Origin of the sequence: Enterococcus sp. AZ089 (assembly GCF_050547225.1) — a bacterium.
Classification (GTDB): domain Bacteria; phylum Bacillota; class Bacilli; order Lactobacillales; family Enterococcaceae; genus Enterococcus_D; species Enterococcus_D entomosocium.
This window is the reverse complement of the sequence record NZ_CP172954.1, coordinates 312049-335455: the sequence shown is the minus strand read 5'-3', so window position 1 is coordinate 335455 and position 23407 is coordinate 312049. Positions and strand designations below refer to the sequence as shown.

The following is a 23407-nucleotide window of genomic DNA, read 5'->3' as shown; positions in this document are numbered from 1 at the left end:
ACTCAAGCTGTGATTGAGTCGGCATTTGCCTGCTCAATCACAGCTTGATTGCGTTTTCACCTTTTGAGAAACTATACTTAGAGCATGAAAGGGGGAATTCATTTATGAGTGAATTCAACATGAGAAAAATTGGTCAGCAGATCGCTACCAAACGCAAAGAAAAAAATCTGACCCAAAGCAACTTGGCCGACCAATTACTTGTCAGCTATCAAGCGGTCAGTAATTGGGAGCGGGGCAACTCACTGCCGGACATTGAAAAATTGCCGCAGCTAGCGGCGATTTTAGGCCTATCGATCGATGAGCTGTTAGGGAAGCCAGCAGCTGCGGTTCAACATTATCAAGCAGGAACCGCGCAGCCAAAAGAAATCGCCGAACTAGCTCCGCTGATCAAACCGCAAGAACTATCGGCACTGATTCAAGAAGAACCGTTTCAAGAATCTTCTTTAGACCTAGACTTATTGCCTAGACTAGCTCCTCATTTGAATAGTGCTGACTTGCAGCACTTGCTTAATGGCGCCGAAAATATCCCAGAAGATGTCATGGAAGAACTCTTGCCGTTTTTGAAAAAGCCCCAAATAGAAGAGATCCTTAAAGGCAACCACTATTCCATGGCTTTTTGGGAAGAGGCGGCGCCCTTTTTAACCCCCAACTTTTTGGCGGGAGAAATCAAAGGCTGGCTTGAACCCCCTGACTTTCGCTTTTCTGAGATTGAAGAACTGCTTCCCTTTTTACCTGCACCGTATCTGGATGAACTCCTGCTGACGGCCCTGGAACAGCCAAACGTTACCGCATCAGAACGCTTGTCTTATGATGAAATCGAAGAACTGCTGCCGTTTCTGACAGAAGCAACGATCTGCCGGCTTGTTCAAGCACTGCCCTTCTCAACAGATGAATTGGAAGAAATCGCCCCTTTCCTCTCCTCAAAGAACTTACTTGTCCTATTAAAAAAAGGACACTAAAAAAACAAGATTCTTCTTTACTTTTGGTAAACCACCGTTTATAATTTCGTTAACCAAATAAATCTTTTTTAGGTTAACGAAATTATTACTAGAGAGAAGGATTCGATGAAATTATCATTACGTGAACAAATCCATGCCGCATTATTTGCGATCATTATTGCTGGTCTTTCCCAATTGACGATTCCGTTCGGTTTGATCCCATTGACAGGACAAACCTTTGCGATTGGACTGGCGGTGACTTTCCTCGGCACGCGAACAGGAACGATGGCGATCATCATCTACTTGCTGTTAGGATTGATCGGTTTGCCCGTTTTCGCTGGTTTTTCCAGCGGTGTCGGTGTTTTGTTAGGACCAACCGGAGGCTATTTAGTCGGCTTCCTCTTTAACGGATTGCTTACTGGATTGGTCGTAGAAAAAACGGCGTTTCGCTACACAGGAGCAGTGATCGGCAATATTGTCGGTGCGCTGGCAACTTTGTTGTTTGGTACATTATGGCTGAAATGGAGCACTGGCATGGCATGGCCGGCGGCTTTTAACGGTGGTTTTGTTTTGTTTATTATCCCCGGGATCATCAAAGCCGTTGCCGCAGCTTATCTAGGTATCTTTTTAAGAAACCGCTTGGCGCAACGACTGGCTTTGCGTTAATAAAAAACACTCGCGTCATATGCAGCGATTCCCATCAGTTAGCTTTTTCGTCTAACTTTTGGAAATCGCCACATCACGCGAGTGTTCTTTTTTAGTTGTCGATCTCTTCAATCAACAACTGCGGCCAAACTTTCTGCCACTGCTTCATCGCTTGGCGTTGTCGGTAAACCGCAAGGTACTGGTCATTTTGGGCGAAATGCGGTGTTGGACGCACCCGAAAACTGCAAACATCCTGCCAACCGAAAGGCGCCATCAATTCAATCTCGCCTTGTTTCATTCGTGCCGCCACCGCTGTACAACGCTCTGGAAACTTCGTTAAAGCATCGAAGGTACTTGTATAAGTGGGTTCCTCGGCAAAGTTGTGCTGGTGCATCAACGCTTGGTTTCGAACCTCCCAAGGAAATTCGGGAAACGAACGGCGCAGTTGCGCTTCGATCGCTGCTGTTTCTTCTACGCTTACAGTCGGATCATAAAACACGACATCAATATCGGTTATCGGCACCTCCGCTATTTTTCCGCTGAGAAAACCCCATAAATAATTCCGCAGGTACCCGGCACACAGCCAGCAATCCGGAAGCTGTAACGCTTCAATGATCGTAAGCAGTTGTCGACATTCACGATTTTTTGCAAACAAGTTCTGGATCGCTTGTTCCTTCATTGGCGTCCTCCTCTAATGGGCTCAGGCTAGTTATTTCAAGGTCCAACCACCGTCGATGGGCACGATCGCCCCCTGCAAGTAACTAGCTTGCGGGCTGGCAAGAAAAAGGGTCAGCGCTGCAACTTCTTCTGGTTGCGCCCAACGCTTGACCGGCGTCTCCTCTGCCACCCATTGCGCCATTTTTCCGTCACCGGCAAAATCAGCCGCATTCATCGGCGTTTGAATCGCACCTGGCGCGATGCCCTTCACCGAGATCCCTTGATCTGCAACATCCAATGCCAACTGTTTGGTAAACCCGACGATCGCGTGTTTTGCGGTTGTATAAGCGATCCCACCTCCACCTGCGACCATTCCAGCGATCGACGCCATATTAATGATCGTTCCGCCACCATTGGCTTGCATCAGCGGCAAAATTTCTTTCGTTAAATAAAACATGCTGGAGACATTGGTTTGAAATATCTCCTCCCACTCCATTGATGTCGTCTCAGCGATCGTATGATAGCCATCTAGTTTCCCGGCTGTATTCAACAAGATCGTCATGCCACCAAAGTGTGTAACACAAGCTTGGACCGCTGCAAGACAATTTTCTTCCACCGCTAAATCGCAACACGTGCCGAAAAAGCGGGGCTGGGCTAAAAGCGTATCAGGAAACGATTGGCAGTCAACCCCAAATACTTGAGCGCCTTCTGCAAGAAACGCCTCTGCTTGCGCTCTGCCGATGCCTGAAGCAGCTCCTGTGACAAACACAATCGTTTTGTCATCGATCCACGATGCTGTCATTCCACGATTTTCCAATCTTCCGCAAGAATGTCGCAAACAGTCGGTGCGAAACTCGAGAATCCCTCATCTGCTGTTTTGATCAAAAAGTAAGGGGTGACTGGGGCATTGTCGTACACTTCCCCTTCAACGAATGTCACATAAAGTTCAAAACCGCCCCAACCTTCACGGATGATTTTTTTGCCGGCTTTTAATTCTGGTAAGATTTCTTCAAATGTCATGATTTTTCTCCTTTGGGTTTTTCTTCTAATGGTTTAAATTGCTTGGAAATTCAATTACGAAAACAAGCAGGACTCGGTTGCTGCGCTAATACGGCAGTAGTGTGATCGCTTGCGCCAATTCTTCTAAAAGATGCGTCGTTTTATAGTCCTCAAATGCCTCATGATGGTTTCGCAGCAGCGTCCGAACTTTCGTTGGCGAATATGCTTCTGCTAAGTGATTTTCCATAACGAACCGGCGGGTCAACTGCCATTCATAATAGTAGCCGAAGGGGCGGCAATAGTAGCTGGTTCCCGCAAGTTCTTTTTTCTCAAAGCGTCGATGGGTATGCCCAAAGACAACTGCCCGAACATTGGCGTAGCGGTCGATCACTGCGCCAAAATCGGGCGACCCTAAAAACGCATTTAGGTGGTTCCAGCGGGCATACTTGCCGGTCTGACGAACAATAAACGCTTCTTGGGGCACAAAATGGGTAGAAAGAAGAATTTCTTGGTCTTGCGGCAAACGGGCCAATGTTTCCGCTAAACGCTCATTGATGGCTTGGCTGATTTCCTTATCCGATCCCTTTCGCTGAATCATGCGGTCATACCAAAACAAATTTTTCAGCCGCAAGATCTCAGATTCACTGGTCAGATCAGAATATTGGTAGTCATACCAGCCATTGATTCCCAACAGCAGTGTTTTTTCTGATAAGCGATACGTCTGAAAATTAAGAAAGGCGGGATCATCGAAAGCCTCGGTCTCTTGTTCCGTCAAGTCCACCATTTCATGATTGCCCCAGTGAAAGGTCGTTGGCACCTGTCGACTTTGAAAAAATGCGACCACGTCTAATAGCCGTTGCTTTTTATTCGCCACATCTCCTGCCAGATGCAGATGGGTCACCTGATTTTGCTGCAAATAATCAGCGATCAGCTTCAGATGGGGGTCGAATAATTGGTTGATATCGACGTGCAAGTCGCTAATAACCGCCAGCGTGCCCATATCAGTGGCCTGCCGTCTGCTTTTCGATCCGTAACAATTGGACATCGTTAGCTAAGATCCCGCTATTTCCAATCAATTGCAACCGTTGATAGGTCGGTTCCACCTGCAACCGGGTCTGTTCTTCTAAATACACCTGTGCCCCTTGCTTCAACCAAATCGTGCCTAAGGGTGTCGTTAAAGGGGTGTCATAGATCGCCAATCCTTCTTCTGGATAGCTTTGCGGCACGATAATCAGGCGAAAATGGATGTCCAAACGGCAGGTGATCTCCGTTGCGGGAAACGGACCGACGCCGTCTTCAAAATCCAAATAGAGACGATCGTCTGGCTGCACATAAGGGGTTATTTTTTCAATTGCTGCTGGCTCAATGTTCAGTTCCATGACGAGAGCCCTCCTTTACATAATACGTTTTTTCCATTCCTCAAGGGTGATGCCGCGCGTGACTTCATCGATGATTTCTTCACCCGATTTGCGGGCAGCTGGGATCGTTGCTTCCAATTTCATCCCAATTTTCTCCATAACCCGTCCAGACTTGGGATTTCGGGCATCATGTCGAGCAAAAATCCGAATCAATTCGAGTGTTTCAAAACCAAAATGCAGCAGTGTCATTGCCGCTTCTGGCATGATCCCTTGCCCCCAGTAATCGCGACTTAATGTATAACCAAGCTCAGCGATCTCTTTTTCAGATTCCACCCGTAAATCGATGGTCCCGATCATTTTGCCTGAGTCTTTTTCTTCGATCGCAAATTTTCCTAAGGGTGCAGCAACAAAATACTCGGCGATGCGCAGTTTTGTTTCGTCAACCGACCCATGTCTAGCAAAGACGAAGGCTGTCGTTTCTTCATCATTTGCATAGGCAAACATGTCCGCTGCATCCGCCAAGGAAACGGGGCGCAAGAGTAGCCTCGGTGTCTCCAACCGCTGATTTTCTGCTAATAATAGCAAATGTCGTTCTTTTGTTGTCATAGGATCCCTACTTTCTGTCAATACTCTCTCACGATCGCACCCCTCTTTTGCTATTTACTGGATATGCTATAATAAGCATAAGTAAACGCTTTGAGGAGGATACTTCAATGTCAGACGAATTAGAAAAACGCCTTGATACAGGAATGTATGGGACGCCTCGCGTCAACCCAGATGAACAGCGCAAGTATTTAGGCACGTTTCGTGAACGGTGTTATCTTAGTATGACAGTAACAGAAATGAAGAAGAAGGACAACCAGAAAACGCTCTTGAACGCCTTACCAGATTATCAAGGTGCGCTCGTGCTGCTCAACGGAAAATTGCCAGAATCGATCCAGACCGATTACATCACTTTACTGACCAAACAACAGATGGAATTTCGGATCGTCTCCGATGCCCAAGATGCCGGTCCAGACAGTATCGGCTTGCTGATTGCCGGGAAAGAAGCCGTCAATCAAGACGTCATCGATATCGAAAAAAAATACCCTGCAGCTGCCGCTCCATCAGATAAAGAGCACGAACAACCAGAGAAAACGTCATTTTGGAAACGTCTTTTCCATTAAAAGGAGGAACTATCATGGAACAATCAACACCGCCCTACCTTTCATTAAAGAAAGAACTGCTTGATGCTTTGGATTTGCATATCGATTTGTTGAAAACGGCCCCTACGATCGAATCGAGCCATCTGGATGGCGTATTGTTCATGATGCGCAGCTTGGGTTTTATGCTGGATCGCGCTCCGAAAGTACTCCTACTGGAGGATCAGAATGAAATGAACTTTATGATGTTTCAATATTATAGCCTCCTGTCGGAACTGAAGTACAATCTCGTTTTAAACTTTCCCTATGCCTCGATTCAAGGCGTACCGTTATTGACCTTGATCCAACGTTTTCCTACCACGTATGAAAAAGAAATGAAACAATGGTGGGAAGCCCGAACGGGTCTCAAGGTGGAAGAAACAAAACAAACGATTGAGATCGCTACTTTTGAAGCCTAATAAAAAGACTGCACACTTTCGAAGGGAATCACCTTCCAGAGTGTGCAGTTCTTTGCTCTCTAAGCTTCCATCAGCTTTCGAAGACTTCAGGGAACAACAGGCGTAAAACAGACATAGTTAAGCGTCGGCCTTTCCCGCTGTATGGATAAACGTGCATATGCATCGCTGGGTTGAAATTGGCTTCAATGATTCCATAAGCCCCCGGTTCATTGGCTGGCTTGGTTTTATCTGGAATAATCAGATCGATTCCACTGATAGACGCTTGTAATGCGGCGACCGCATCGACTGCTACTTGTTTGTAGTCATCGTTGAAGTCATCCGTTACATCGATAGAATCACCGCCAGTACTGATATTCGAGTTTTCTCGCAGATAAACGATCTGCCCTTCTTCCGGCACTGAATCAACTTGATACCCTTGCTCTTTTAACATCAGTTGTTCCAGTTCCCCTAATTGAATCAACTCTAATGGAGTCCGATGATGGGTGCCGCGCAATGGATCGAGATTTTTCTCTGCGACGAGTTCCGTGATCGTACGCTTGCCGTCACCCACGACATTGGCTGGGATACGTAATAAAATCGCATCAACTCGCCCATCGATCACGAAGAACCGATATTCTGTCCCTGATAAAAAGGTCTCAACGAGGATCGAATCATCTTCCGCAAAGGCAATGGCGACCGCCGCTTGATAATCCGCTAAAGAGGCGCCTTCTTTGAAAATCGAGATACCGATCCCATAGTTGGTGGTTTTCGGTTTTACCACAAACCCGCTGTGGGCAACTTGAGGATAAAACGCGATCGCTTCTTCTGCCGAAGCGAATTCAGCACCACCTGGTACATGAAAGCCATTTTCGGCTAAGATTTTTTTGGTGACCGTTTTATTCGCCATGATCAATGGGACGATGTACTGATCCTTACTGGTCATATTGGCATTTTTAATATATTCGATGTGGTCTTTCACGGCTAATTTCAAGAACTGATCCGTTTCATCCAGTACCGTCACTTCGATACCTTTTTGGATCGCATCGAACAAGAGAATCTGGGTCGACAATTCCATTGCTCGAAAGCCAGCTAATTGATACGGTTTTTCCCAAGCAGCTTGATGATACTTTTGTCCCAGCAATGTTGCTGTCTGCGCTTGGCTGGTTGCTTGACTCGCTGAGAAAAGACGTCCGGCGAAGGTTCTTTCTGGTTCAGCCAGCATCACAGAAAGCTGATCCAAAAATGGCGGATGCGGCAGCTCAAGGGCTTGGGCAAAGTCCATCATTTCAGCAATCAGTGCTTGCGCTTCTTGCTGATAAGCCAATGGTGCAAGTGGGTGTTCTAATGCGACCTGATCATTTTTCTGATTGCCTTCTTCGATCCACGCATCGGCATCGCTGCCTTCTTCTTTTGTACTTAAAAACAATAAGAAGAAATGTAAGAACGCGACTTGCTCTTTGGAAATGCCATAGCGGGCAAAGGGATCGATATCGATATTTCTTAACTCAATATAACGGATACCAGCTGAGGCTAGATCTGCGACCCGTTTTCCCCCACGTAAACGCACTGGCGCATAAAATTCTTTTTCTTCTGAAAGCTTTCCTGTCTCCACTAATTTGGCAATATCCGCAAGATAGGTCTCTAACGAAGCATAAGATACCTTGACGTCTTCGTGATTCGTGTAGCCATAACGGCTATTGCGAATACTGCGGACTGGTTCTTGCGGTCCGTTTTCTGTCGTAAAATAATTGGCTTCTGATGCAGGGGTCGCCCCAAAGAAATACGTCAAAAACCAGCGATAATGCAAATAATTGCGAGTTACTTTCAAATAAAGCGCCGTTTTAAAGGCTTGATAGCTTTCCTTCGTTTCAGATAAAGCATACAGTTGCTGCAAAAAGTCTTCCGCAAATTCAAAATTGAAATGTATCCCACTGACCATTTGCTTACGGCGACCATAAGTTTTGGCCAAATAGCGGCGGTAGAGCACATCTTCAAATTGGTCTAATTTAGCAATGACGATGTCTTCTTCTTTTTCTGGTAAAGCCGGTGGCATGCTCAAAGGCCAGAGCATTTCTTCTGCTGACATCGAACGATACGCCACATCATGAATAGCCCCTAAAAAACGGAACAATTCATCCACTGAATCAGCGACCGGCGTGATCAGTTCCAGTTGATTTTCCGCAAAATCTGTTTGGATATACGGATGGAAGCGCCGATTGCCCAGCGCTTTAGGATGATCGGTTCCCGCGAACGTCCCATCGAGCCGCACCCGTTGCGCTTCACGCTCAATCCCATAGCGTCCTTTCAATAAATAGGGAAAAAGCTCTTTATGTGATAACAATGTTTTTATTTTCATTCGACTGCCCTCTATGTTCTTCTACTATTTTTTTCTTATATTCTGTTTCTTTCCATCTATTATAGTGAAAAATGGTGAAAAATGCAGAAATTTGCTCTTCACTTGTAATATCTCTTACTAAAATTACCAAGAATTTATAAAATACTTGAATAAATTTGATATTTACCTTCAAAATAAAGTATACTGCTTATAGAACAGTAAATTATTATGTCCATATTACTCTTTTTGAAAGGAAGAATAGTGAATGAAGCCACTTAATCTTACCAAACGCGAACGTCAAATCATGAATATCTTCTGGAATTCAGACAAACCTCTTTCTGCAAATGACATTGCTGTCCAACAGCAAGATCTAAGCAAGAATACCATTCAAGCAGTCGTACGTAAACTAAAAAACCACGACTTATTGAAAGTAGCAGATATCGGCTACAGCGGTACTGTTTTGACTCGGTTGTATTCTCCGAATGTGACCCAAGAAGACTTCTTAGCAGCAGAATTGTCTGATCAATCTTTATTGAATTTGATTACGAACTTTATCGAAACCAACAAAGACATCGATACGTTGAACAACTTGGAAAAAATGATCACTGAGCGCCAAGGGGAACTTAAGAAATAATCTTTCCCCCTCGTTCAACTCGTTGTATTCTGCCTGATACTTCCCAAAGTTTTTAGACAGTGCAGAAGAAAACGAATCGTTCAAACTGCTTTTCCTGATTTTTGGCAAAGTCGTGCATCGCTGTACCCACATTTGCCACGCCAAGTGTTCTCAGCTTTCCGTCACAAGTCAAGCTCATGGAAAGAGACGACGACCCGTTTTCTCTTCCCTTTGATCTCACAAAAGCAACAATAAAGGAGAGCCATGTGCAGGTATTTGACCTGACACAGGGCTCTTCTTTTTTTATTCTTTGATCAAGCCTTTGAATAAGCCGACGACAAATTCATTTGGATCAAATGGTTCTAAATCGTTGATGCCTTCTCCAAGTCCCACTAATTTGACTGGCAGCCGCAGCTCGTTACGGATCGCCAAGACGATCCCTCCTTTAGCTGTGCCATCAAGTTTGGTTAAGACGAGGCCAGAAACATCCGTCGTCTCTTTAAACTGTTTTGCTTGATTCATGGCATTTTGCCCCGTTGTTGCATCCAACACGAGCAAGACTTCATGAGGGGCCGTTGGGTCCACTCGCTGAATGATCCGTTTGATTTTTTCTAATTCGTTCATCAAATTGACTTTGTTTTGCAAACGACCAGCGGTATCTACTAATAAAACGTCAGCATTTTCTCGTTTTGCGCGCTCCATCGCATCAAACACAACCGCTGCTGGATCGCCTCCTGCATTGCCACGAACGACTTCAACCCCAGCCCGTTCACCCCAGACCACTAATTGATCGATGGCACCGGCACGGAAAGTATCCGCTGCAGCCAATAAGACTTTCTTGCCTTCGGCTTTGAATTGATGGGCTAATTTCCCGATGCTGGTGGTTTTTCCAACACCGTTCACGCCAACAAATAAAATGACGGTCAACCCCGGTTGCATGTTCAACTCGTTGACTTCACCGACACCCGCTTCCCCATATAGGTCAACCAATTTTTCGATGATGACATTTTGGACATCTGCCGTTTTCTTCACATTACGCAATTTGACTTCTTGTCTCAATGCATCCGCGATCTTCATCGCCGCATCAAAACCGACGTCTGCGCCGATCAGCGTTTCTTCCACTTCTTCGAAGAAGTCTTCGTCCACCGTACGGAAGTTGGCAAACAATTCGTTCATCCGTTGCCCAAAGGTTTTCCGTGATTTCGTCAATCCTTTGGTGTATTTGTCCTGCACACTTTCCGTCTCTGGCGCTGCTTGAAGGATTGGTTCAGAAGCTGGTACTTCCTCTGATGGTGTATCCTTAGCCACTTCTTCTGGAATACTTGGTGCCTCTTCTCCTTTATTCGCTGTCGTTGCTTCTTGCTGCGGGGACACTTCCGCAGTTTCTTGCTCTGCCTCCAAATCACTGGAGTCGGCGGCTTCTGCAGGTGCCACTGGTTCTGAAGCGCCTTGTTCAGCAGGAGTTTGTGCTGGCTGGCTTTCTTCTGAACGCTGTGCCTCTGGTGAGTCAGCATCGACTATCGGTTTGTCGATTTCTTGCTCTGCTTCTTTGGTTTCTCCAATCAGCGCTTTTTTGATTTTGTCAAAAAATCCCATCTTACGCACCTCCTTTTAAGACATATTCTTCAATCACTGCTGCCACACCGTCTTCTTGGTTTGAAAGGGTGACAACGTCAGCCGCTTCTTTAATGATTGGAACGGCATTGGCCATCGCTACGCCAATCCCTGCATAGCGAATCATCGGCAAGTCATTTTCTTCATCACCGATCGCCATCACTTCTTCTTGCTTGATCCCTAAATCTTGCGCCAATAGGCTGATACCATAGGCTTTGGTGATTCCTTTAGGCATAAATTCCAACAGGTTATTCCGGCTTTTGATGATTTCATATTTCTCGCGGATCTCTGAGGAAATCTCAGGGATCTTAGGATCCAAAACTTCCTGATGGTAGGCGATCACCGCTTTATTATAGAGCATCGATTCATCCAGATCAGCTACGGCAAAAGGACGACAATCCAATAAAGGATTCAAGGAGCCATAAATCGATGGATGCGCTGCTGAAGTCGGCAAACTCAAGACGATCTCTTCTGATACCACGTCTAGAGGCAAATTTAAGTCTTCCGCCACTGAAACCAATTCATGGATATCTGCCAGCTGCATCGCTGCTTTTTCAATGATCTCGCCGGTCTCATTTTTTTGAACCAAACCGCCGTTAAAGGTGATACTGTAGTCGCCGGGTTCTTTCAGCGATAATTCTTCTAAATAGGGACGGATCGCCCGCAACGGACGTCCGGTACAAATAACGATTTTCACGCCTTGTGCTTTAGCACGAGCAAGTACCTCTTTGTTGCGAGGAGTCACTTCTTTTTTGTCATTCAATAACGTTCCGTCTAAATCGATCGCAATCAGTTTAATCATACCATTCCTCCTCTATGCTTGATCTGCTGCAAAACTACCGCCTTCACGCACTTCTTCTAAGCGCACGGACACTGTCTTCGACACTCCGGACTCTTGCATGGTCACACCATACAACACATCTGCGGCTTCCATCGTTCCTTTGCGGTGGGTCACGACGATAAACTGCGTATCATTTTGGAAAGCACTCAAGTAATGACCGAAACGAGAGACATTGGCCTCATCCAATGCTGCTTCCACTTCGTCAAGCACACAAAATGGTACTGGACGAACTTGAATAATGGAAAACAATAACGCAATCGCAGTCAGCGCCCGTTCGCCCCCTGATAGCAAGCTGAGGTTTTGCAATTTCTTGCCCGGTGGTTGGGCTTCAATCTCGATCCCAGTGTTCAATAAATCTTTCGGATCTGTTAAGACTAATTCCGCATGACCGCCGCCAAACATATTAGGAAATACTTGTTTGAATTGCAGACGGATCGCATCGAAGACTTCGCCGAAACGGGTTTTGACTTCTTCATCCATTTCAGACATCGTATCAAACAGCTGTGCTTTAGCCGACAGCAGATCATCTCGCTGACTCGTTAAGAACAAATGCCGTTGATTGACTTGTTCATATTGTTCGATCGCATTTAAATTGACTGGACCAATTTGCTCGATCGCATGTTTTAGTTCCTGAATGTCGATTTTGGCTTGTTCTGCATCCTCGATTTCAGGGAAATCTTGCGCGGCCTTTTCAAAGGTGAGATTGTATTCTTCTTGTAAATACAACAAACGATTGTCCATCACCAATTCTGCGCGATTTTTTTCGATCTCAACTTCAGTTTTTTCTGACAGCTTTTCTTTTTGCGTTAAGTTTTCAGCACTCAGGGATTCGTCTAATGCGCCGATTTCTTGTTGAACCACTTGCCGTTGTTCACGAATCACCGTCAATTCCGCTGTTACCTGCTGCTTGGTTTTTGTGAATGCTTCAATTCGCTGAAGAATGTTTTCTTCTGAAAACTCATGATCGCTGACGTTACTTGTCAAGGCAGCTAACTGCCGTTCTAAGGAGTGCTGACGCGCTTCGTTTTCTTCCAATGCTTGATTCGTAGCGGCAATTTTTTGCTGCAAATGCGCCACTTGTTCTTTTTGAACGGCGAAAGCTGCCTGCAAGCGCGCACTTTCTTGTGCTAAGGTTTGGCGTTTTTCCTCGATCAAGTCTTCTTCGGCATTCATTTGATGAATATCTTGATCGATTTTCGCCAATTGCGCCGCAATATTCTTTTGCTGTTCTTCCAAACTCGTCTTCTTCTCATCATATTCTTCAAAGAAGGCTTGCACTTCGCGATGTTCAAAATCAAACACTTGCTGCTCTTGCTTCAAGCGGCTAAGGTCATTCTCAAGATTTTGTAAGCGGCTTTGCAGTTCATGCTCCGTCATACGAGCCTGTTCGCCTTGCGTCCGCAATTCTTCTAGTGCTGCTTGTGCTTCTTTGGTCGCTGCTTCAAAATGCTGGACTTGCTTTTCTGTTTTTAAAAGCCGCTCATCCAATTGCGCCGCTTGTGCCGTCAATTGTTGTAGCTCATTGCTTTGGCTAAACAAACTACCGGCATTTTTCTTCGTTGCGCCACCTGTCATGGAACCGCCAGCATTCATGACATCCCCTTCTAAGGAAACGACCCGATAGCTATAGTTCAATGCCCGTGCTAACGCATTGGCACTTTGCAAGTCTTCGGCAATCAAGATACTGCCTAACAAGTTATCCGTAATGGTTTGGACGTGTTCAGGCGACTGGACCAATTCGCTGGCAACACCGATAAAGCCAGACACTTGCTTGGCTTGATTGCGGGCATAATCTGGCAAATGACGGGCTTTGATGGTCGTCAACGGTAAGAAAGTGGCACGACCGCCGCGATTTTCTTTCAAATACGTGATGGCTGCCCGTGCATCTCGTTCATTTTCAACGACGACATGCTGTGCAGCGGCGCCTAGTGCGGTCTCGATCGCCACGGTATAGTCTTGTGGCACATCGATCAACTCCGCTACTGCGCCAACGATGCCGCTGATCTGTTGTTTGTTTTTCAAAATCAAGCGAACGCCTTGATAAAAACCGCTATAATTTTCTTGAATGTCTTGCAGACTGCGCTGTTTCGCACGTACTTGCTGCACTTGACTCATTAACTGATACATTTTCTTTTGTTCTTCATCAAAGCGTTTTTTGTTGGTTTGAGCTTTTTCTTGAAGATGGATATATTGCTTGCGTTGTTCTTCTAAAATCGCCTTAGCCTGCGTTAGCTGTTCTTCCACGATTTGCGCTTCCGTCGTCTTTTCTTTCAACGACGTATTCATTTGCGTCTGCTTGCTCAACGCCGTTTGATTTTTCGCGGCTTCTTGCTGGTATTGACGCTCCAAGTATTTCAATTCGTTTCCGATCGTTGCCTGCTCTTGCATGGCTTCGACATATTGGCTACGCAATTCTTCAATGATTTCTTTTGCTGAACGTTGGTACTTTTCCTGCTCTTGCTGACACGCCAGCATCGCTGCTTCAACTTCCTGCACACTCCGATTCTTTTGTGAAAGCAAGCCGATCAGTTCCGCTTTTTCTTCATTTAAAAGCGTGACCCGTTCCGTAACTTCCTCTAGGGTTTCTTGGTATTCCGCGGAGCTTTTTTGCGTATGTTTTGATCGCTCATCTAAGACTTCTTTTTGCCCTTCGGCTTGCTTCAGTCCTTCGGTGACCTCTAAAAGCTGCTGATTCAAACGCTCCAACGTTTCATCAAAGGCGGTACGTTGTTGCCGCAAAGAATGTAGCGACAGTTCCCCTTGGTTGATCTTTTCGGAAATCTGCGCCAGTTCTTGGTTAAAGGTACTCAGTTGAGCTTTGGCTGTCTCCCACGCTTCTTTTGCTTTCGTGATCTCTAAGACCGCATAGGCCACATCAACCGTCGTCAATTTTTCTTTTAACGCTAAAAAGCGATTGGCTGCGTCACTTTGGGCTGCCAAAGGCACCAACTGATCTTCTAGTTCATAAATGATATCTTGTAGACGGCTTAAATTGTCTTCCGTTTCAAACAACTTTTGCTCGGCTTTCTTTTTCCGCTGTTTGTACTTCAATACCCCCGCCGCTTCTTCAAAAATCCCACGACGGTCTTCTGGTTTGCTGCTGAAAATTGCTTCTACCTTGCCTTGGGAAATGATCGAAAATGATTCTTTCCCCAGCCCAGAGTCCATAAATAACTCTTGGATGTCCTTTAAGCGGCAAGCTTGTTTATTTAAGAAAAAGTCGCTTTCGCCGGTTCTTCTCAAGCGGCGAGTCACGCTGATCTCACTGTAATCCATCGGCAAGTAATGATCGCTATTGTCTAAAACGATCGTCACTTCCGCTATATTTAGCGCTCTGCGGGTGTCAGAACCTGCAAAAATAACATCAGGCATTTTGCCACCACGTAGATTTTTGGCAGATTGTTCTCCTAAAACCCAACGAATCGCTTCGGTAATATTGCTCTTGCCGCTGCCATTTGGTCCGACGACTGCAGTCACACGATGTTCGAAATCAATGACTGTGCGGTCGGCAAAGGATTTAAAGCCGGCAATCTCTATTCGTTTTAAATACACTCCGCCAGTCCTCTCTTACTGTTCAAGATCCGCCAAGGCATTCGCCGCGGCGTCCTGTTCTGATAATTTCTTCGATTTTCCTTGTCCTTTTCCGATCAAGGTATCATCGCAATAGACTTCCGTCCAAAAAATCCGTTCATGGGCGGGGCCTGCTTCTTTGATCAAACGATAGTTGATGGAAACATCGCCGCCACGCTGCAAGACTTCTTGCAAGCGGGTCTTGTGATCCATCTCATGGGAAAAAGCACCTGCTTTTACTTTTGGAAAAACAACTTTCGTCAAAAAGCCGCTGACACTTTCCAGTCCTTGGTCCAAGTATAACGCACCTAAAAAGGCTTCAAATAGATCACAAAGCAAAGAAGGTCGTTTACGACCGCCAGAGTTTTCTTCCCCTTTGCCTAGACGAATGTATTCATCGAATCGGCAATCTTTGGCAAACATGGATAAACTGTCTTCGCGAACGATTGCCGCCCGTAGCTTCGTCAGCTTACCTTCGGGCAGATCTGGCAATTCACGATACAAATACCGTGAAACGATCAACTCTAAGACAGCATCGCCCAAAAACTCTAAACGTTCGTTATCTGACAAGTGCAAGTTGCGGTGCTCATTCACATAAGATGAATGCGTAAACGCTTGTTCAAGCAGATCTACATCATGGAACACAATATCAAACTTTTCTTTTAGTTCTTTCGTTAATTGTGTATTCATTTGTCACATTCCTTCATTAGTTTATCGACACTTCCCTATTATACTGGTTTTTGCCGAATTATGAAATGTTTCCTCCAAATTCTTGGAAAGACCGTAATAAAATTTTATCTACTTATTCTTCTCCTGTATAAAAAAAGCCTGTTTTCCTCAGATACCTGCAAAAAAACAAAAAAAAAGACGTCCCAGAAAGGACGCCTTTTCAACGATCATTGATTAACGAGATTCAGCTGTAACTGAAACTGTTGCCCATGTGTTATGGTCTGCATCATATGCCCATGTAAAGTCTTTCACGCGATTTGAAATTGGTAAAACTTCATTACGATAAAGTGTTGGGATTACGAATGCTTCATCTGCAGCATATTCTTGCCATGCATCAAATGCTTCTTTACGTTTTGTTTCGTCAAATGAATCTTTTGAATCGATTGCTTCTAATAGCTTCGTGTTTTCTTCAGATTCAAAACGAGTGTAGTTGAATGCTGAGTTTGGTCCATAAAGGCCAGTTGGAGAAGGATCTGATCCAGTTCCCCATGCACCTTGGTAAACATCAACTTCAGGATCATCATTTTTCAGCTTGTCATAGAATGCTTGGAAGTCAATCAAACGACCAGTTGTGTACTGTACATCAAGGCCGATTTCATTCCATTGTTGAATGTAGTAATCTGCTAATGGTTGTGCTGTTTCGCCACCTGACATTGAAGCAAAGTTGATGGTTAATTTCTCACCATTTTTGTCTTCACGCATGCCATCACCATCGACATCTTTATAACCAGCATCATCAAGTAATTGATTTGCTTTGTCGATGTTTAATGTGTAGCCTTCTACTTCGGTGTTGTGCAATGTACCGAATACTGGTGGGATCAATGTCGTTGCATTTGTACGCAAGCCATTATAGAAACGACTTCCGACAGCATCATTATCTAATGCATAGCCCATTGCTTGACGCAATGATTTATCCGCCATTTTTGAATCAGGATCGTAATTAACTTTTCCTTCTTCATCATTCCAAGTCCCCAATTTAAAGCCGATATAAGTATAGGCTTGTTCAGGACGACCTAAGATTTGGTAGCCATCTGTATCTTTGTATGTTGGGTACGTATCTGTTGGCATTGACAATGCAATATCATATTGTTTTGCATTCAAAGCTTCTACGATTGAAGAAGTTGGAACAGCTTTAAATGATAATTTATCCATTTTAGGAGCGCCGCCGTAGTAGTACTCATTTGGTACATACTCAACAGATTCTCCCGCAACGATGTTTGACATCACATAAGGACCAAAGACGATTGGATTTTTACGAACAGGATCGCTTGATTCCATATCTTTGACTTCAATTCCTTCAAAGGCGTGTTTTGGTAATGCTGAAGACCAAATACCGCCACCGGCTTGCATCATACCAGGGTGAACTTCTTTGTATTGAATTTTAACGACTTTGTCACTTTCTTTGGTGATACCAGAAATTGTATCAGATTTGCCATCATGGTAATCTTCCATACCAACAATGTTAGTAAAGTTATTATCGTAACGGATACCTGTATAATCTTTATGACCGATTACTTCATAAGAGAAGATCACGTCATCTGCCGTTACATCTTCACCGTCAGACCATTTCAAGTTGTCCCGCAATGTGATTGTTGCTGTGTTGTTCTCTTCGTCTAATTCAAGATTAGCCGCACCACCATCAACGATTCGGAAATCGGCGTCTGTTAAGAACAAACTTTCATTACTTGGTTGCATAAATTGGAAATCATAGTTATCTTGATAAAATTCTGTTTGGAACAACCCTTGGAACTGCGTATCCATCACTACTGCAACGTCCAATGTTCCGCCTTCGATTGCATCCTCGTCATTGTTGACTTCTGTTGGCATTGAGCTGATATCTTCTGTTTCTGTCGCTGCATTGCCGCCACCAGAAGAATCGGTTCCGCCGCCGTTGCTGCCACAAGCTGCCAATGCTAACACTGACAAAAGAGTGACCATACCAAAAATATTTTTCTTCATCCTGTATCCTCCTTGTTTATCCTAGTCGTTGACGCGCATCCGCTGAACGCTTAAATGCTTGACCAACGTAATTGATACTCAACATCAAGACTAAAATTAGAATTGATGCGGGTAACCAGATCCACTGTCTGTTGACCAGCACATCACCGCTGCTGGCATATCCGATCAGTGTTCCCAAACTTGGAACATTGGTCGGCAGACCAAAACCTAAGAATGTTAGTGTCGTTTCAATACCGATATTCGCTGCAAAGTTCATTGTTAAGTTGGTGATGATCAATGAGCTAAGGTTCGGCATGATTTCGCGGAACATGATGACAAAGTCATTGGTTCCGAGGGTTTTCGATGCACTAACATAGTCGCGACGGCCTTCTGAAAGGGTCTTACTTCGGAAGAGCCTTGCTTTTCCGACCCAGTAAAAGGCACTCATGACCCATATAAAGGTCCAAACGTTATAACGAGGTACGATCGATACGATAACGATAATGATCAACATGATCGGCAAAATCATAACGAAGTCAACGATACGCATCAAAATGTTATCAATGATGCCGCCGTAGTAACCTGAGATGATCCCTAATCCGACCCCAACGATCGACGTAATGATCGTGATTGAAAAACCAATCAAGATTGAGTTACGCGCACCGATGATCAATTGTCCCCAAACATCACGGCCACCTTCATCCGCCCCTAAAAGGTAGGTGCCGCCGTTTGGCGAAATCGCGCCAGGTACAGCATATTTATCAAGGATGCTGACACGCATCACTTGTGATTGATCGATAACTGCCGAGCCGATAAACACGAATAATAAAACTGCGACTAACAAAACTAATGAAAAAATCGCCATTTTATCTTTTAAGAATTCGCGAAAAATCATTTTCAATCCCATAGGCGGGATGCTCTCTTGTTTTAGTACTTTTTCTTTCTTTTCAGACACATTTATCCCCTCCTATTACTGGATTCTGATTCTTGGATCGACAATACTCATGATGATATCTGACAGCAGCGTACCGATCAAGGTCGCTAGTCCTAAGATCAATGTCAGTGAAGTGATCACGGCATAGTCCCGTTGGACGATACTATCGATAAACAGTTTTCCGACACCTGGGTAGGCGAAGATTTTCTCAATGACCACAGAACCTGCGATCAATGACGTGATCTCGTAGCCCATTTGTGATGCGATCGGCAACGATGCATTCCGGAAAACGTGACGTGAGAAGACTTTGTTCGTTGGTACCCCTTTTGAACGAGCGGTACGAACGAAATCCAATGATTTCGAATCAATGACTTCACTTCGCAAGTATTGGATCGTCACTGCTGTTCCTAATAATGCAGAAGTGATTGCCGGTAATAGTAGGTGATACAAGCGACTCCAAAACTCAGCCATGCCGCTGACCCCCGGTGCAACGGAACCACCCGTTGGGAACCAAGCCAATCGGTAACCGAAGATGAACAATGCGATCAACGCAAAGATAAACAACGGTACGGCGAAACTGAAGAAGTTGTAAACAACGACGACTTTATCAAGCAATGAATTTTGGTAACGTCCTGCCCACATCCCTAAAGGAATGGCAATCACGTAAGTCAAAATGACCGTCAATAAGGATAACCACAATGTATTGCTGATACGTCCTGCTAATAATGTTGAAACAGGCAATTTAAAGATGAAGCTTTGTCCAAAGTCCCCTTTTAAGGCATTTCCGATCCAGCGGAAATACTGGGTATACCATGGGTCATTCAAACCAGCGGCTTCACGCATCCGCTCAATAACAGCTGGATCTTGGTTTGGATTGATCAAACCAGTAAATGGATCCCCAGGCATTGCTTGTGCGATCAAGAAAATCAAGATACTCAAAATAATGACTTGTGGGATCATCAACAACAAACGACGTAGAATTGTTTTCCACATTATTCAGCACCCCCGTTTTTCAATGCGACTTGGTGCGACTCGGTGATTTTACGCAAGTCATACACTCTGCCAGATTCGTCGTAGTAATCTTTTTGATGGGTCACATATTCCAACTCGACCTTGCGGCGGTTTTCTTTGTGAGCATCGCGATTTTTTACGTCGATTTGAGGAATCGCTGATAATAAACGTTTTGTATAGATGTGACGCGGGTCTTGGTAGATATCTTCCCGTGTCCCGATCTCAACGAAGCGGCCTTTGTACATGATGGCGATATTGTCGCACATATGTTTTACGACCCCTAAGTCATGAGAGATAAATAAGAAACTTAAGCCGAATTCTTGCTGGATCCGTTTCATAAAGTTCAGTACCTGTGCTTGCACGGATAAGTCAAGAGCTGAAACCGGCTCATCGGCGACGATCAGTTTTGGATTGGAAGCTACCGCACGGGCAACCCCTAACCGTTGACGTTGTCCGCCAGAGAATTCATGCGGATATTTGTATAGGGCATCTTCTGGCATCCCAACGATATCCAACAAACTTTTCACACGTGTTTTCTCTTCTTGATCGCTTAAGCGTTCAAAGTTGCGCAATGGTTCTGCGATAATGTCCACCACACGTTTTTTAGGATTCAAGCTAGACATTGAATCTTGGAAAATCATTTGGACATCTTTGTTGTAGTTCATTTTCTTGCGGACAGAACGTTTAGTCACGTCTTGCCCATCATAAATGATTTCGCCGCTAGTGATTTTTTCTAACCCAACGATAGCTTTCCCAGTTGTGGATTTACCAGAACCAGACTCACCAACCAATCCGTAGGTTTTTCCTTTTTCAATGACGAAGTCCACACCATCAACGGCGTACACGTGATCCGTGACGCGGTTGAAGAATCCGCTGCGAATAGGATAGTGGACTTTCAGATCTTTGATTGTAATTAATTCTGTCATCTACACTTCTCCTTCTTCGTCTCTAAAATGAAAATGCTTGTAGCATGTGCAACGGACCAAATGATCAGGTGCTACTTCATGCAAGACTGGGTTTGCTTCGTGGTCGCTTTCAGGGATCCAAGGAATCCGTGCAGCAAACCGACAACCAGTCCGAGGCATATTTTTCAAGGAAGGAACCACCCCTTCGATCACATGCAGTTCACTGTCTTGAGAATTTTCTTGAGGGATCGAGTTAAGCAATGAGCGGGTGTATGGATGTTTCGGATTGGCAAACAACTCTTCGGCTGATGCGACTTCCACAAACTGTCCCCCATACATTACGGCTACTCGGTCGGCCATCTCTGCTACGACACCTAAATCGTGGGTGATCAAAATGATCCCCGTTTGCGTTTCTTCTTGCAAATCTTTTAGTAGATCAAGGATCTGTGCTTGGATCGTCACGTCCAACGCTGTCGTTGGCTCATCCGCAATGATGATTGGCGGTTTACAAGCAATCGCGATCGCGATGATGACCCGCTGACGCATCCCACCAGACAATTCATGAGGGTATTGACGTCCTACACGTGGCGGATTTGGAATCCCAACTTGTTCTAATAATTCTAATGCTCGTGCTTGGCGCTGTTCGGCATTCATATCTGTATGATAAGACAAACCTTCTTTGATTTGGTCTTCGATCCGCATCAACGGATTCAGTGCAGACAACGGATCTTGGAAAATCATCCCAATATCATTTCCGCGAATTTTGTTGTATAACGTTTCATTTAAGTTTGACAAGTTTAAATCTTTATATAAGATTTCCCCAGTGATTTTCGTGTTGTTTGGGTCATGTAGCCCCATGATCGTTGTAGCCAACGTACTTTTTCCGCAACCAGATTCTCCTACGATTGCTAAGATCTCATTACGATCCAGTGTAAAAGAAATACCATCTACTGCGTCATAGTAATCGTCTTTGATACGAAAACCTGTGTGAAGGTTTTGAACATCTAGTAATTGATTATCTCTGGACAATCGAATACCCCTCTCTACTTTCTAAGATGTCTTGCGTTTTAATGTAAAAAAGAAGGAACATGCATTTCATTTCCAAAAGCTTTCTTAACATTGTATAATATATTCTTAATAATTATATAGAAATGCTAACAATAATGCAAGTCCCAGAAAACTTAATACACTGAATTTTCAGAAAATTTACATTACGCTTCCAACGCCGTCATGTCAGGTTTAACGATCGTTTTTTTGATTTCGATTCTAAAGAAAAGCCGCCCAAATCACAGCGGATCAATTATGAGAAAGAAAGAGCTAAGTCATCTAGGACTTAGCTCTTATGTCTGTCTTAAGCAAGATGGCTTGAAATATAATCAACCGCTCCACCGACTGTTTCGATCTGCTCGGCATCTTCATCAGAAATCTCGGTACCAAATTCATCTTCTAGTTCAAGGACGAATTCCATCACACTGATCGAATCAGCGTTCAAGTCGTCTTTAATGCTCATCGTATCCGTTACGTTCTCTGCGTCAATTTCAAAATGATTGGCGATCACGACCGCAACTTTCTTGAATACTTCATCTCGTGTCAACTGGCTTCACCTCCACGCGTTTGCACAAAACATAGAATGGCTAACAAACATTGTACTGCTTTCTATGCTTTTTGTCTAGATTTTTTTGCAATTTCATTACAATGATTGCATTATGATTGCGTTTCGTCTTTTGCAGCCGGCATTTCTTCAAAGTGGGCGACCAATTGTGCCACGACATCTGTTGCTAGCATCGTATGGATCTGCTTGATGGTGTACGCTACCGCTTCTGGTCCTGTCGCACCATGGGTTTTGATGACTGGTGCTTTCAAACCAAACAATACGGCCCCGCCATGTTTCGCATAATCCATTTCATTTTTCACTTTCCGCAATGCATCTTTCAGTAACAATGCGCCTAATTTTCCTTTGGTACCTGAATCAAGAATCGATTGTTTCAACAACGCCATCAAGTTCAAGGCGGTTCCTTCGATCGATTTCAAAACAGCGTTCCCAGTAAAGCCATCTGTCACGACGACGTCAGCTGCACCATCCAGTAATTCCCGGGCTTCGACATTGCCGATAAAGTGGATCGTAGTATCCGCTGACAGCAGTTCAAAGGCTTTTTTCGTTAATTCACTACCTTTGGTTTCTTCCGTTCCGTTATTTAACAAGCCGACCCGTGGTCGATTGATCCCACGAACTTTTTGGGCGTAAAAGGATCCTAAGACGGCATAGTTTGCCAAATGTTCTGGTTTATTGTCGGCATTGGCACCTAGATCCAGCATATCAAAGCCAGCATCTTTGCCGATCACTGGCATTGTGGACATCAATCCTGGACGATCGATTCCTTTGATCCGACCGACGATAAACAAACCAGCCGCTAACAAGGCACCGGTATTTCCAGCTGAAAAAATCGCATCTGCTTCGCCATTTTTCACTGCTTGTGCCGCTAAGACCATTGAAGCGGTTTTTTTCCGTCTGATTGCTTTGACGGGTTCGTCATCACTATTGATTTTTTCATCTGTGTGGATGATTGTGACATTTTTATCATCCGTCATGTATTTTTTGATTTCATTTTCTTTTCCGTAAAGGAGGAATTCAATCTCTGGAAAGTCTTTTTTCGCCAGCATGACTCCTTCTACGATCGCTTTTGGGGCGTTGTCTCCGCCCATTGCATCAACAGCAATCCGCATCTCGCTGCCACTCCCTT

23 protein-coding genes are annotated in these 23407 nt (G+C 44.6%); 5 read left to right on the top strand and 18 right to left on the bottom strand.

Going from position 1 to position 23407, the window contains the following annotated elements; genetic code table 11:
- The first annotated feature begins 104 nt into the window (after nt 1–104).
- Nucleotides 105–959, top strand: coding sequence for a helix-turn-helix domain-containing protein (locus IGJ01_RS01625; protein ID WP_016611477.1), 855 nt, complete (start codon nt 105–107; stop codon nt 957–959).
- A 105-nt stretch (nt 960–1064) separates the two neighbouring features.
- Entirely contained in the window at nt 1065–1604 is a 540-nt protein-coding gene (locus IGJ01_RS01620; RefSeq protein WP_005232455.1) for a biotin transporter BioY, read from the top strand.
- Between the two features lie 91 nt (nt 1605–1695).
- On the opposite strand, the gene IGJ01_RS01615 is transcribed toward IGJ01_RS01620, so the two are convergent.
- From IGJ01_RS01615 to IGJ01_RS01590, 6 genes are all read right to left on the bottom strand, one after another.
- Nucleotides 1696–2262, bottom strand: coding sequence for a nucleotidyltransferase family protein (locus IGJ01_RS01615; protein WP_086316800.1), 567 nt, complete (start codon nt 2260–2262; stop codon nt 1696–1698).
- A gap of 30 nt (nt 2263–2292) precedes the next feature.
- On the bottom strand, nt 2293–3042 hold the full coding sequence (locus IGJ01_RS01610; protein WP_005232459.1) for a 3-oxoacyl-ACP reductase: 750 nt from the start codon (nt 3040–3042) through the stop codon (nt 2293–2295).
- Nucleotides 3039–3260 carry a DUF2829 domain-containing protein gene (locus tag IGJ01_RS01605; protein ID WP_005227147.1) on the bottom strand — a complete coding sequence of 74 codons (222 nt, stop codon included), beginning with the start codon at nt 3258–3260 and terminating at the stop codon, nt 3039–3041. Before IGJ01_RS01605 ends, IGJ01_RS01610 begins: the two co-directional genes overlap by 4 nt.
- Nucleotides 3261–3345: 85 nt before the next feature.
- The gene (locus IGJ01_RS01600; RefSeq protein WP_430601323.1) at nt 3346–4239 is read right to left on the bottom strand and encodes a metallophosphoesterase; all 894 of its coding nucleotides are present in this window, start codon (nt 4237–4239) and stop codon (nt 3346–3348) included.
- A gap of 1 nt (nt 4240) precedes the next feature.
- A complete protein-coding gene (locus tag IGJ01_RS01595; RefSeq protein WP_086316797.1) occupies nt 4241–4618 on the bottom strand; it encodes an iron-sulfur cluster biosynthesis family protein in 378 nt (125 codons plus the stop codon).
- 15 nt (nt 4619–4633) lie between these two features.
- Nucleotides 4634–5203 carry a GNAT family N-acetyltransferase gene (locus tag IGJ01_RS01590; protein WP_016619612.1) on the bottom strand — a complete coding sequence of 190 codons (570 nt, stop codon included), beginning with the start codon at nt 5201–5203 and terminating at the stop codon, nt 4634–4636.
- A gap of 107 nt (nt 5204–5310) precedes the next feature.
- Between IGJ01_RS01590 and IGJ01_RS01585 the strand changes: the two genes are divergently transcribed.
- Nucleotides 5311–5763, top strand: a complete 453-nt coding sequence (locus IGJ01_RS01585) for a YueI family protein (RefSeq protein WP_005232467.1) — start codon at nt 5311–5313, stop codon at nt 5761–5763.
- Nucleotides 5764–5777: 14 nt separating this feature from the next.
- Nucleotides 5778–6197: a hypothetical protein gene (locus IGJ01_RS01580; RefSeq protein WP_194199328.1), complete on the top strand. Its 420-nt coding sequence runs from the start codon at nt 5778–5780 to the stop codon at nt 6195–6197.
- 70 nt (nt 6198–6267) lie between these two features.
- Here the strand turns inward: IGJ01_RS01580 and gshAB are convergent, their stop codons facing one another.
- Nucleotides 6268–8532, bottom strand: coding sequence for a bifunctional glutamate--cysteine ligase GshA/glutathione synthetase GshB (gshAB, locus tag IGJ01_RS01575; RefSeq protein WP_430601322.1), 2265 nt, complete (start codon nt 8530–8532; stop codon nt 6268–6270).
- Between the two features lie 244 nt (nt 8533–8776).
- On the opposite strand from gshAB, the gene IGJ01_RS01570 reads away from it, so the two are divergent.
- On the top strand, nt 8777–9145 hold the full coding sequence (locus IGJ01_RS01570; protein ID WP_005227140.1) for a BlaI/MecI/CopY family transcriptional regulator: 369 nt from the start codon (nt 8777–8779) through the stop codon (nt 9143–9145).
- 282 nt (nt 9146–9427) lie between these two features.
- Here IGJ01_RS01570 and ftsY read toward each other — a convergent pair whose 3' ends face one another.
- The 11 genes from ftsY to plsX form a co-directional block, all read right to left on the bottom strand.
- Nucleotides 9428–10720, bottom strand: a complete 1293-nt coding sequence (gene ftsY / locus IGJ01_RS01565) for a signal recognition particle-docking protein FtsY (RefSeq protein WP_087664795.1) — start codon at nt 10718–10720, stop codon at nt 9428–9430.
- Nucleotide 10721: 1 nt separating this feature from the next.
- The gene (locus IGJ01_RS01560; RefSeq protein WP_016619609.1) at nt 10722–11540 is read right to left on the bottom strand and encodes a Cof-type HAD-IIB family hydrolase; all 819 of its coding nucleotides are present in this window, start codon (nt 11538–11540) and stop codon (nt 10722–10724) included.
- A gap of 12 nt (nt 11541–11552) precedes the next feature.
- On the bottom strand, nt 11553–15131 hold the full coding sequence (gene smc, locus IGJ01_RS01555; RefSeq protein ID WP_430601321.1) for a chromosome segregation protein SMC: 3579 nt from the start codon (nt 15129–15131) through the stop codon (nt 11553–11555).
- A 15-nt stretch (nt 15132–15146) separates the two neighbouring features.
- Nucleotides 15147–15839, bottom strand: a complete 693-nt coding sequence (gene rnc / locus IGJ01_RS01550; protein ID WP_005227136.1) for a ribonuclease III — start codon at nt 15837–15839, stop codon at nt 15147–15149.
- 213 nt (nt 15840–16052) lie between these two features.
- The gene (locus IGJ01_RS01545; protein ID WP_016619606.1) at nt 16053–17837 is read right to left on the bottom strand and encodes an oligopeptide ABC transporter substrate-binding protein; all 1785 of its coding nucleotides are present in this window, start codon (nt 17835–17837) and stop codon (nt 16053–16055) included.
- Nucleotides 17838–17853: 16 nt separating this feature from the next.
- A complete protein-coding gene (locus IGJ01_RS01540; RefSeq protein ID WP_153883525.1) occupies nt 17854–18723 on the bottom strand; it encodes an ABC transporter permease in 870 nt (289 codons plus the stop codon).
- 63 nt (nt 18724–18786) lie between these two features.
- Nucleotides 18787–19743, bottom strand: coding sequence for an oligopeptide ABC transporter permease (gene opp4B / locus IGJ01_RS01535; RefSeq protein ID WP_005227132.1), 957 nt, complete (start codon nt 19741–19743; stop codon nt 18787–18789).
- Complete coding sequence (locus IGJ01_RS01530) at nt 19743–20687, bottom strand: ABC transporter ATP-binding protein (protein ID WP_005232492.1); 945 nt, start codon at nt 20685–20687, stop codon at nt 19743–19745. The genes opp4B and IGJ01_RS01530 overlap by 1 nt, the downstream gene beginning before the upstream one ends.
- Nucleotides 20688–21695, bottom strand: coding sequence for an ABC transporter ATP-binding protein (locus IGJ01_RS01525; RefSeq protein ID WP_005232494.1), 1008 nt, complete (start codon nt 21693–21695; stop codon nt 20688–20690).
- A gap of 322 nt (nt 21696–22017) precedes the next feature.
- Nucleotides 22018–22260: an acyl carrier protein gene (gene acpP / locus IGJ01_RS01520; protein WP_005227129.1), complete on the bottom strand. Its 243-nt coding sequence runs from the start codon at nt 22258–22260 to the stop codon at nt 22018–22020.
- A gap of 110 nt (nt 22261–22370) precedes the next feature.
- A complete protein-coding gene (gene plsX / locus IGJ01_RS01515) occupies nt 22371–23390 on the bottom strand; it encodes a phosphate acyltransferase PlsX (protein ID WP_422705461.1) in 1020 nt (339 codons plus the stop codon).
- Nucleotides 23391–23407 lie beyond the last annotated feature (17 nt).

What these genes read in the sequence shown, in the direction of transcription:
- IGJ01_RS01625 (WP_016611477.1), top strand. Translation starts at nt 105, where the DNA reads ATGAGTGAATTCAACATGAGAAAAATTGGTCAGCAGATCGCTACCAAA.
- IGJ01_RS01620 (WP_005232455.1), top strand. Translation starts at nt 1,065, where the DNA reads ATGAAATTATCATTACGTGAACAAATCCATGCCGCATTATTTGCGATC.
- IGJ01_RS01615 (WP_086316800.1), bottom strand. Translation starts at nt 2,262, where the DNA reads ATGAAGGAACAAGCGATCCAGAACTTGTTTGCAAAAAATCGTGAATGT.
- IGJ01_RS01610 (WP_005232459.1), bottom strand. Translation starts at nt 3,042, where the DNA reads ATGACAGCATCGTGGATCGATGACAAAACGATTGTGTTTGTCACAGGA.
- IGJ01_RS01605 (WP_005227147.1), bottom strand. Translation starts at nt 3,260, where the DNA reads ATGACATTTGAAGAAATCTTACCAGAATTAAAAGCCGGCAAAAAAATC.
- IGJ01_RS01600 (WP_430601323.1), bottom strand. Translation starts at nt 4,239, where the DNA reads ATGGGCACGCTGGCGGTTATTAGCGACTTGCACGTCGATATCAACCAA.
- IGJ01_RS01595 (WP_086316797.1), bottom strand. Translation starts at nt 4,618, where the DNA reads ATGGAACTGAACATTGAGCCAGCAGCAATTGAAAAAATAACCCCTTAT.
- IGJ01_RS01590 (WP_016619612.1), bottom strand. Translation starts at nt 5,203, where the DNA reads ATGACAACAAAAGAACGACATTTGCTATTATTAGCAGAAAATCAGCGG.
- IGJ01_RS01585 (WP_005232467.1), top strand. Translation starts at nt 5,311, where the DNA reads ATGTCAGACGAATTAGAAAAACGCCTTGATACAGGAATGTATGGGACG.
- IGJ01_RS01580 (WP_194199328.1), top strand. Translation starts at nt 5,778, where the DNA reads ATGGAACAATCAACACCGCCCTACCTTTCATTAAAGAAAGAACTGCTT.
- gshAB (WP_430601322.1), bottom strand. Translation starts at nt 8,532, where the DNA reads ATGAAAATAAAAACATTGTTATCACATAAAGAGCTTTTTCCCTATTTA.
- IGJ01_RS01570 (WP_005227140.1), top strand. Translation starts at nt 8,777, where the DNA reads ATGAAGCCACTTAATCTTACCAAACGCGAACGTCAAATCATGAATATC.
- ftsY (WP_087664795.1), bottom strand. Translation starts at nt 10,720, where the DNA reads ATGGGATTTTTTGACAAAATCAAAAAAGCGCTGATTGGAGAAACCAAA.
- IGJ01_RS01560 (WP_016619609.1), bottom strand. Translation starts at nt 11,540, where the DNA reads ATGATTAAACTGATTGCGATCGATTTAGACGGAACGTTATTGAATGAC.
- rnc (WP_005227136.1), bottom strand. Translation starts at nt 15,839, where the DNA reads ATGAATACACAATTAACGAAAGAACTAAAAGAAAAGTTTGATATTGTG.
- IGJ01_RS01545 (WP_016619606.1), bottom strand. Translation starts at nt 17,837, where the DNA reads ATGAAGAAAAATATTTTTGGTATGGTCACTCTTTTGTCAGTGTTAGCA.
- IGJ01_RS01540 (WP_153883525.1), bottom strand. Translation starts at nt 18,723, where the DNA reads ATGGGATTGAAAATGATTTTTCGCGAATTCTTAAAAGATAAAATGGCG.
- opp4B (WP_005227132.1), bottom strand. Translation starts at nt 19,743, where the DNA reads ATGTGGAAAACAATTCTACGTCGTTTGTTGTTGATGATCCCACAAGTC.
- IGJ01_RS01530 (WP_005232492.1), bottom strand. Translation starts at nt 20,687, where the DNA reads ATGACAGAATTAATTACAATCAAAGATCTGAAAGTCCACTATCCTATT.
- plsX (WP_422705461.1), bottom strand. Translation starts at nt 23,390, where the DNA reads ATGCGGATTGCTGTTGATGCAATGGGCGGAGACAACGCCCCAAAAGCG.